Source organism: Vibrio sp. 10N.247.310.98, from assembly GCF_041467395.1.
GTDB classification, from domain to species: domain Bacteria; phylum Pseudomonadota; class Gammaproteobacteria; order Enterobacterales; family Vibrionaceae; genus Vibrio; species Vibrio crassostreae_C.
The window spans coordinates 1-8,714 of record NZ_JBFSUL010000098.1; the positions used below are offsets into that span (position 1 = coordinate 1).

Annotated in this window: 6 protein-coding genes and 2 tRNA genes; 5 read left to right on the forward strand and 3 right to left on the reverse strand. The window is 45.1% G+C overall.

What is annotated here, in order from left to right; translation table 11 throughout:
* Positions 1–131 precede the first annotated feature (131 nt).
* A tRNA-His gene (locus AB6E78_RS22470) sits at positions 132–207 on the reverse strand.
* Positions 208–256: 49 nt separating this feature from the next.
* Positions 257–333, reverse strand: a tRNA-Arg gene (locus AB6E78_RS22475).
* Positions 334–629: 296 nt separating this feature from the next.
* Here AB6E78_RS22475 and AB6E78_RS22480 point away from each other — a divergent pair.
* Positions 630–1,043, forward strand: a complete 414-nt coding sequence (locus tag AB6E78_RS22480; protein ID WP_004735792.1) for a cytochrome c5 family protein — start codon at positions 630–632, stop codon at positions 1,041–1,043.
* A gap of 95 nt (positions 1,044–1,138) precedes the next feature.
* Here AB6E78_RS22480 and rep read toward each other — a convergent pair whose 3' ends face one another.
* Positions 1,139–3,157, reverse strand: coding sequence for a DNA helicase Rep (gene rep / locus AB6E78_RS22485; RefSeq protein WP_102394326.1), 2,019 nt, complete (start codon positions 3,155–3,157; stop codon positions 1,139–1,141).
* 180 nt (positions 3,158–3,337) lie between these two features.
* On the opposite strand from rep, the gene AB6E78_RS22490 reads away from it, so the two are divergent.
* From AB6E78_RS22490 to ubiK, 4 genes are all read left to right on the forward strand, one after another.
* Positions 3,338–3,919, forward strand: coding sequence for a TetR/AcrR family transcriptional regulator (locus AB6E78_RS22490; protein ID WP_017061961.1), 582 nt, complete (start codon positions 3,338–3,340; stop codon positions 3,917–3,919).
* Positions 3,920–3,937: 18 nt separating this feature from the next.
* Complete coding sequence (locus tag AB6E78_RS22495; RefSeq protein WP_102394327.1) at positions 3,938–5,044, forward strand: efflux RND transporter periplasmic adaptor subunit; 1,107 nt, start codon at positions 3,938–3,940, stop codon at positions 5,042–5,044.
* 11 nt (positions 5,045–5,055) lie between these two features.
* A complete protein-coding gene (locus tag AB6E78_RS22500) occupies positions 5,056–8,184 on the forward strand; it encodes a multidrug efflux RND transporter permease subunit (RefSeq protein WP_017061963.1) in 3,129 nt (1,042 codons plus the stop codon).
* 119 nt (positions 8,185–8,303) lie between these two features.
* Positions 8,304–8,555, forward strand: coding sequence for a ubiquinone biosynthesis accessory factor UbiK (gene ubiK / locus AB6E78_RS22505; protein ID WP_017061964.1), 252 nt, complete (start codon positions 8,304–8,306; stop codon positions 8,553–8,555).
* The last annotated feature ends 159 nt before the right edge of the window (positions 8,556–8,714 follow it).

The following is an 8,714-nucleotide window of genomic DNA, read 5'->3' on the forward strand; positions in this document are numbered from 1 at the left end:
CCCCCGACCCTCTGGTCCCAAACCAGATGCGCTACCAAGCTGCGCTATTCACCGACTAATTTTGTATCGACTCTTGGGAATAATGAATCAACACTGGAAGCCGAAGCTACCGATATTTTGTAAAGAAAGAATGGGGTGGCTAACGAGATTCGAACTCGCGACCACCGGAATCACAATCCAGGGCTCTACCAACTGAGCTATAGCCACCATTATTTCTTTTTTGCCAATTTCTCACTTACCGAAGTAAGAGACCGGATGGCGCGCCTGAAAGGATTCGAACCTTCGGCCTTTGGCTCCGGAGGCCAACGCTCTATCCAGCTGAGCTACAGGCGCATGCCCTGTCGGCGGAGTGGAATAATACGTATATCACCCAATGCCGTCTAGTACTTTTTTAACTTTTTTTTCTGTTTGGTCTCTTTTTCGACAGTTAATATGTGATAAACCCCTTATTTGAGTACTACAACCCGCCACAGCTTATAAGTTGTTGTTTATTGCAACAACTTATCGGGATATAATCACCCATTATTTACATTGGTTTAACAGTTGCTCTTTGCTGGTGAAGCCAAAACACCCTCCAACACTATAAATTGGTAAGCACGTACTTACCTTGGGAATGTAAAGTGAGTTTAATGGATATGTCTCGTCGAATTTTAAGCGTTGTCATCGCAGTTTTAACCTTTTCAACTGGCGCAATGGCTTCAGGCCTTAGCGAAGCAGAGCAAGATGCAATTGCTGAACGCATCAAACCAGTTGGTCAAGTTTACCTAGTCGGCAGCGAACCAGTAGTCGCAGAACCAACAGGCCCTCGTGATGGCGCAACAGTTTACGGTACCTTTTGTATCGCTTGTCACGCATCTGGCGTAAGTGGCGCACCTAAAACAGGTGATGCTGGTGATTGGGGGCCTCGTATTGCTCAAGGTCGCGATATCCTAGCTAACCACGCAATCAACGGCTTTAATGCAATGCCAGCGAAAGGTTCATGTATGGACTGTTCAGACGACGAAATCAAAGATGCTATCGAGCACATGATTGCTGGTCTGTAATTTACCGATCTGTAATTAAAAATGCCAGATTCAAAAAAGGTGACCCTATGGTCACCTTTTTATTTATCTCTATTTAATGCTTTCAGAACCAGACGCTACTTTTTGTTGAACATCGCACGAATATTAGCAATGTGTGCCTGTCCTTTTTCCATTCTTTCTTCAGCGGATTGTGGTTTCTTAACGCTTTCCCACTCCACATCCTCATGCGGCAACTCGTCAAGGAAGCGGCTTTGTGTTGGCTTAATCAATTCACCATACTGACGACGTTCTCGACACTTAGTAAAAGTCAGCTCTTTCTGCGCTCGCGTAATCCCTACATACATAAGACGACGCTCTTCTTCTACATTACCTTCATCAACACTGGTTTGGTGTGGCAAGATGCCCTCTTCAGCCCCCATCAAGAATACATACGGAAACTCTAGGCCTTTCGAAGCGTGCAATGTCATTAGTTGAACTTGGTCTGCATCGTCATTATCTTCCCCGCGCTCCATCATATCGCGTAAAGTTAAACGTTGAACAACCTCTCGTAGCGTCTTCTCTTCTTTATCATAGTTGTCACCTTCGAGGTCGGCCACAATCCAGCTATAGAGATCAGACACGTTTTTCATTCGCATTTCAGCGGCTTTCGGGCTTGGAGAGGTTTCGTAGAGCCAATCTTCGTAATTAATGTCACGAACCAAAGAGCGAACCGCCTCAACTGTATTACCACGCTCTGCATTATCCGAGATACGAACAATCCAATCGCTGAAACGACGCAGGTTTTCCAAACCACGGCCCGTCAGCGTTTGCTCTAAGCCCATTTCGAAGCTGGCTTCAAACAGGCTTTTACCGCGCATGTTGGCGTAGCTGCCTAATTTTTCAAGCGTAACTGGGCCAATCTCACGACGTGGTGTGTTTACAATACGCAGGAAGGCGTTGTCATCATCAGGGTTCACCAACACACGTAGGTAAGCCATGATGTCTTTAATTTCTGCTCTGGCGAAAAAGGATGTACCGCCTGAGATTTTGTAAGGCACACGGTTCTGCATCAAGGCTTTTTCAATCAAGCGAGATTGGTGGTTACCGCGGTAAAGCACTGCGTAATCTTTGTATTCTGTGCGATTCAAAAACTTGTGGGCGATGATCTCACCGGTAATACGCTCTGCTTCATGCTCTTCATTCTTAGCATTTAATACCTTGAGCTTTTCACCATCTGGGATCTCAGAGAACAGTGACTTCTCATAGACGTGCGGATTGTTGGCGATCAAGATGTTCGCTGCTCGCAAAATTCGACTGGTCGAGCGGTAGTTTTGCTCTAGTTTGATCAAGCGTAGGTTCGGGTAATCCTCACCTAACAAAACCAAGTTTTGTGGTTTTGCGCCACGCCATGAGTAAATAGATTGGTCATCATCACCTACGACCGTCAAACGACCACGTTCACCCACCAGTAAACGAACCAACTCATATTGGCTAGTGTTGGTATCTTGATATTCATCGACCAGCAAATAACGAATACGAGACTGCCAGCGTTCACGCACTTCTTGATTGGTTTTCAGTAGCAATACTGGCATCGCAATCAGATCATCAAAATCGAGTGCGTTATAGGCCTTCATTTGTTTTTGATACATCTCAAAACAGAATGCAAACAACTGCTCTTGTTCGCCTTGAGCACGTGCTTTCGCCTGATCTGGCGTCAGCATGTCATTCTTCCAATTTGAGATGGTACTCATCAAAGAACGCAGCAGATCCTTATCACCATCGATCTGTGTTTCGGTTAGTTCTTTAAGTAGAGCTAACTGGTCTTGGTCATCAAACAGCGAGAAGCCTGCTTTCAGACCCAGCGCTTTGTATTCTCGGCGAATGATAGTTAAACCCATGGTATGGAACGTTGAAACGATCAGACCTTTAGATTCACCTTTACCTAGAGTTTGACCCACACGCTCTTTCATCTCGCGTGCCGCTTTATTAGTAAAGGTCACCGCCGCAATATTACGCGCCTTATAGCCACATTCCTGAACCAGATAAGCAATTTTATTGGTGATAACACGTGTTTTACCGGATCCAGCGCCCGCTAATACTAAGCAGGGGCCCGAAACATATTTCACGGCTTCATCTTGTCTTGGGTTCAGTTTCATTTGATTCTCAGTTTGGTCTAGAGGGGCGAATTCAATTGCGCGCCTATAATAATGCTGCAACAGCACGAATGCTACGTTCTCTTATACAAGATTTTTACGCTGATTATGTAAAACTTTGTTGCACATGTGTGTGGTTATTAGGCTATAATGAATGAACGTTCATTCATTGGTGGTTGAAATATGACAACTCATGCACCTCGGGATAAACGCCAGCAAATACTTTCTGCAGCTGAAAAGCTAATTGCAGAGGTCGGTTTCCAAGGCCTTTCAATGCAAAAATTAGCCAAAGAAGCGGGAGTGGCTGCAGGCACTATCTATCGCTACTTCGATGATAAAGAGCATTTGATAGAAGATGTTCGAATGCTCGTGACTCAAAGAGTAGCTGATGCTGTTCAACAAGGGGTTAATGATTCGGATCCAATTAAACAACGCTACCGTACTATGTGGTTGAACATATGGAACTTAGCAGGAACGAATTTAGCCGCAATAAAAAATCGGGTTCAGTATGACTCTCTACCCATCACAAATAGCCTAAACTTCAGGGAACTAGAACGTAAAATGTTTGCCCAAGTTGAGCTGCTATTTAATGAGGGGAAAGAACAAGGATTGTTTAAACCACTTAACAATGAAGTATTAGGTGGATTGAGCTTGGCGGCTAGTGTTTCTCTAGCACGCAAGCATTCTTTAGGATTTTACCAACTTGATGAGGCAGAACTAGAATCTGCAATCGAAGCCAGTTGGGACGCAATAATTAAACACTAGATCGGAGTTTTGACCATAATGAAAAAGTGGACTTTCTTCATGTTACTCATCGCTGTACTACTTTTCGGCAGCGTTATTGGGTTTAACATGTTCAAACAACAAAAAATTGCTGAGTATATGGCCAACCGCCCTGAACCAGAGTTTCCAGTAACGGTAACTGAAGTTCAGCCGATCGACTGGGTGCCAGTGATTGAAGCTATCGGCTTCATCGAACCTAACCAAGGTGTGACACTAGCGAACGAAACCAGCGGTGTTATTGACCAAATCTCTTTTGGTTCAGGAACTGACGTTAAAAATGACCAACTTCTTGTTCGTCTTGATTCTGGCGTAGAAAAAGCCAACTTAAAGAGTTCTGAAGCTCGACTGCCTGCGGCAAAAGCAAAATACAAACGCTACCAAGGCCTGTTTAAGAAAGGCTCTATTTCAAAAGAAGCATACGATGAAGCAGAGGCAAACTACTACTCTCTATCTGCTGACATTGAAAGCTTAAAAGCATCGATTGCCCGTCGCGAGATCCGCGCTCCGTTTGACGGCACTGTCGGTATTCGTAATGTGTATCTAGGCCAATACCTACAATCTGGCACTGACATCGTTCGCCTAGAAGACACCAGTGTTATGCGCCTACGCTTCACTATTTCTCAAAATGACATCTCTCGTATTGAGGTTGGTCAGGCGATCGACATCTTCGTTGATGCATACCCAGAAAAACCGTTTAAAGGTTCTATTAGTGCCATTGAGCCTGCGGTTAGCATCCAAAGTGGTCTTATCCAAGTACAAGCCGATATCCCAAACAACGATGGTAAGTTACGTAGCGGTATGTTTGCGCGCGCTAACATCATTCTACCTAAACTAGCAAACCAAGTGACACTGCCTCAGACGGCCATCACTTTCACACTTTACGGTGACAATGTTTATATTTTACGTGAAGAAGATGGTGTGCAGCGTGTGAAACAACAAGTGGTGAAAGTAGGTGAACGTACAGAAAGTATTGCTCACATACTGGAAGGCGTAGAGCCTGGCGATGTTGTCGTGACAACGGGTCAAGTTCGTTTAAGTAACAATGCTAAAGTTCGAGTTGTAGAAAGTGATGCAACGACGCCGCCAGCTGAAACACCAATGCTGTAATTGGAGGAATCATGCGCTTTACTGATGTTTTTATTAAACGTCCAGTTCTGGCTATTTCAATCAGCTTTTTGATCGCATTGCTTGGCTTCCAAGCAATCTTCAAAATGCAGGTTCGTGAATACCCAGACATGACAAATACGATCGTGACGGTCACGACGAGCTATTACGGTGCCAGTGCCGATCTGATCCAAGGCTTTATAACTCAGCCATTAGAACAAGCGATCGCTCAAGCCGATAATATTGATTATATGACGTCGCAGTCCGTACTCGGTAGCTCGACTATTACGGTCAATATGAAGCTCAATACCGACCCGAATGCCGCGCTGTCTGACATACTGGCCAAGACTAACTCGGTACGTTCTCAGCTTCCTAAAGAAGCCGAAGATCCAACCGTAACTATGTCTACCGGTTCAACAACGGCGGTACTCTACATTGGTTTTACGAGTGATGAACTCTCTGCAAGCCAAATTACCGACTACCTTGAGCGAGTGGTTAACCCACAACTGTTTACCGTTAATGGCGTATCAAAGGTCGACTTGTACGGCGGGATCAAATACGCATTACGTGTATGGCTTGATCCTTCCAAAATGGCAGCATTAAACCTGACAGCCACTGACGTGATGACGGTGCTTAATGCAAACAACTACCAATCAGCAACTGGCCAAGCAATTGGTGAGTTTATGCTGTACAACGGCAGTGCCAATACCCAAGTAACCAATACCGATGAATTAGAAAGGTTGGTGGTCAAAACCAGTCAAAATGGCGGTTCTATTGTTCGCTTAGGTGATATTGCTAAGGTTTCACTAGAAAAAAGCCACGATGTGGTTCGCGCAAGTGCTAATGGCAAACAAACGGTTGTAACCGCCATCAATGCAGCGCCAAGTGCTAACCCGATCAACATTGCTGCTGATGTTATGCAGCTGTATCCTGAGTTGGAGCGAAACCTACCAAGCAATATCAGCATGAATATCATGTATGACTCAACCATTGCGATTAATGAATCCATTCAAGAGGTTATACACACGATTGTTGAAGCCGCGCTGATTGTATTAGTGGTTATCACGCTATTCTTAGGCTCATTGCGTGCGGTTATCATTCCTATCGTAACCATCCCTTTATCGCTGGTTGGTGTTGCGATGGTGATGCAAGTCATGGGTTTCTCATGGAACTTAATGACGCTACTGGCGATGGTATTAGCAATCGGTCTAGTGGTTGATGATGCAATCGTAGTACTGGAAAACGTCGATCGACACGTCAAATTGGGGGAATCTCCTTTCAGGGCTGCCATCATTGGTACCCGTGAAATTGCAGTACCGGTTATTGCAATGACACTGACATTGGGCGCGGTTTATGCCCCTATCGCAATGATGGGTGGTATCACAGGCTCGCTGTTTAAAGAGTTCGCATTAACCCTCGCTGGCGCGGTATTTGTTTCTGGAATCATCGCTTTAACACTGTCTCCAATGATGTGTTCAAAGCTGCTAAAAGAAAATGCACAGCCGAGTAAGTTTGAACTGAAGGTACACAGCGTACTTGATCGTATGACAGGCCGTTACTCTAAGATGCTGCATGCGATCATGGATCATCGTCCGGTTATCATTGGCTTTGCGGTCATTGTATTTTTAAGCTTGCCGATGCTGTTTAAATTCATCCCAAGTGAACTTGCCCCTGCAGAAGATAAAGGGGTGGTGATGATGATTGGTACTGGTCAATCAACGGCTAACCTAGACTACCTAAGTAACACGATGGATGACGTGAGCGGTATCTTGGTGACCCAGCCTGAAATCCAATACGCTCAATCCTTCACTGGTGTACCAAACTCAAACCAAGCATTTGGTATTGCCTCAATGGTGCCATGGAGTGAGCGCACGGCTAGCCAATCTGAGGTAACGAACCGTATCAGTGGATTGCTACAAGATATCCCAGGCATGGCAGTAACCGCGTTCCAAATGCCAGAGTTGCCGGGTGCCGGTTCTGGTCTACCACTCCAGTTTGTGATTACCACACCAAGCAGCTTTGAGAGCTTATTCGCTATCGCAACCGATATTTTAACGGATGTGAAAGATAGCCCTCTCTTTGTCTACTCTGACCTTGATTTGAACTACGATTCAGCAACGATGAAGATTCAAATTGATAAAGATATGGCGGGCGCTTATGGGGTAACGATGCAAGATATCGGTGTCACCCTAAGCACCATGATGTCGGATGGTTACGTTAACCGTATTGACCTCAACGGTCGTTCTTATGAAGTGATCCCTCAGGTTGAGCGTAAGTTCCGCTTAAACCCAGAGTCAATGAATCATTACTACGTTCGAGCCAGCAATGGTGATGCTGTTCCTCTCGGTAGCTTGGTAACAATTGATGTGGTGGCAGAGCCTCGCTCTCTTCCTCACTTCAACCAGTTGAACTCAGCGACGGTCGGTGCGGTTCCTATGCCGGGCGCGGCGATGGGTGATGCGGTAAACTGGTTTGAAAACATTGCCCAAACCAAATTACCTGCAGGCTATAACCATGACTACATGGGTGAGTCGCGTCAGTTTGTAACAGAAGGCAGCGCACTGTATGTGACGTTCGGTTTAGCACTGGCGATCATCTTCTTGGTTCTGGCGATTCAATTTGAGTCGTTAAAAGATCCATTGGTTATCATGGTGTCGGTGCCACTCGCAATATGTGGTGCATTGATTGCGCTCGCTTGGGGCGCAGCGACGATGAACATCTACTCGCAAGTGGGGCTGATTACCTTGGTTGGTCTGATTACCAAGCACGGTATCTTGATCTGTGAGGTAGCAAAAGAAGAGCAGCTGCATAATAAATTATCACGCAAAGAGGCGGTTATGGAGGCGGCAAGGGTACGTCTACGTCCAATCCTAATGACAACAGCGGCGATGATTGCAGGCCTGATCCCATTGATGTACGCCACGGGTGCAGGTGCAGCTCAGCGCTTTAGTATCGGTATTGTTATCGTTGCTGGTCTGGCGATTGGTACGCTGTTTACGCTGTTTGTTCTACCGGTTATTTATAGCTACTTAGCCGAAAAACATAAACCAATTCCAGTTTTCCTCGAAGATAAAGATCTCGAGAAGCTGGCCCGTGTTGATGAAGCAAAAGCGGCGCACAGAGAATTAGCTAACAATAAGTAATTTCCCTGTCGTATTAACAATAAAAAGGCTACTTCGGTGGCCTTTTTTTGTACGCCATAGGCGACATCTTTGATGTGATTAAATAGAATAGTGATAAATATTAAGGAGTTTTAATTGATATGTTTGATCCAAAAAAACTAGAGCAAATTGCTAAGCAGATCCACGATTCTATGCCTCAACCAGTAAAAGAGCTTGGTTCAGACGTAGACCAAAAAGTTCGCCAAGTTATCCAAGGCCAACTCAACAAGCTAGACGTTGTGAGCCGTGAAGAGTTTGATGTTCAAACACAAGTACTGCTTCGCACTCGCCAGAAGCTCACTGAAATGGAACAAAAACTGGCTGAACTAGAAGCAAAGCTTTCAGACAAATAGTCATTTTTTTCAATCAGTTCAAGTTCGAATAAAGGCTTACCTTCGGGTAAGCCTTTATTTTTTCCTCAATCTATCAAGCCTTCACCGGTAAAATAGTTACAAGCATAAAAAAGGTTCATCGCGGCTTTCCGGGGAAAGCCGCTTTTATCTTCAAGAAGA

Coding starts and splice junctions, on each gene's coding strand:
- AB6E78_RS22495 (WP_102394327.1), top strand. CDS start 3,938: ATGAAAAAGTGGACTTTCTTCATGTTACTCATCGCTGTACTACTTTTC.
- rep (WP_102394326.1), bottom strand. CDS start 3,157: ATGAAACTGAACCCAAGACAAGATGAAGCCGTGAAATATGTTTCGGGC.
- AB6E78_RS22490 (WP_017061961.1), top strand. CDS start 3,338: ATGACAACTCATGCACCTCGGGATAAACGCCAGCAAATACTTTCTGCA.
- ubiK (WP_017061964.1), top strand. CDS start 8,304: ATGTTTGATCCAAAAAAACTAGAGCAAATTGCTAAGCAGATCCACGAT.
- AB6E78_RS22500 (WP_017061963.1), top strand. CDS start 5,056: ATGCGCTTTACTGATGTTTTTATTAAACGTCCAGTTCTGGCTATTTCA.
- AB6E78_RS22480 (WP_004735792.1), top strand. CDS start 630: ATGGATATGTCTCGTCGAATTTTAAGCGTTGTCATCGCAGTTTTAACC.